This window comes from Idiomarina aminovorans (assembly GCF_023155095.1).
In the GTDB taxonomy this organism is placed as follows: Bacteria; Pseudomonadota; Gammaproteobacteria; order Enterobacterales; family Alteromonadaceae; genus Idiomarina; species Idiomarina aminovorans.
The window spans coordinates 1-250 of record NZ_JAKNDA010000041.1 but is presented as its reverse complement, the minus strand read 5'-3'; the positions used below and the strand labels follow the sequence as shown (position 1 = coordinate 250).

The following is a 250-nucleotide window of genomic DNA, read 5'->3' as shown; positions in this document are numbered from 1 at the left end:
CGAGCAGGGTAACGTCAATGTGAATAACATCACCGCCGATGACGTGATCAACGCACAAGAAGCGGGCGAGACCATCACGGTCACTGGCAGCGCGAGCGGTGGTGACATCGCCGAAGGCGATACCGTTACCATGACCATCAACGGCACCGAATACAACACCGTTGTAAATGCTGACGGCACCTGGAGCGTGGATGTTGCCGGCAGCGATTTAGCTGCAGATACTGAATTTGATGTGGTGGTTAACTCCAGC

The 250-nt window shown here is 54.8% G+C and carries 1 protein-coding gene; it reads left to right on the top strand.

What is annotated here, in order from left to right; all coding sequences use genetic code 11:
* Positions 1–19: 19 nt before the first annotated feature.
* The coding region (locus L8G48_RS13425; protein WP_248265096.1) for an Ig-like domain-containing protein at positions 20–250 on the top strand (231 nt) is incomplete at its 3' end.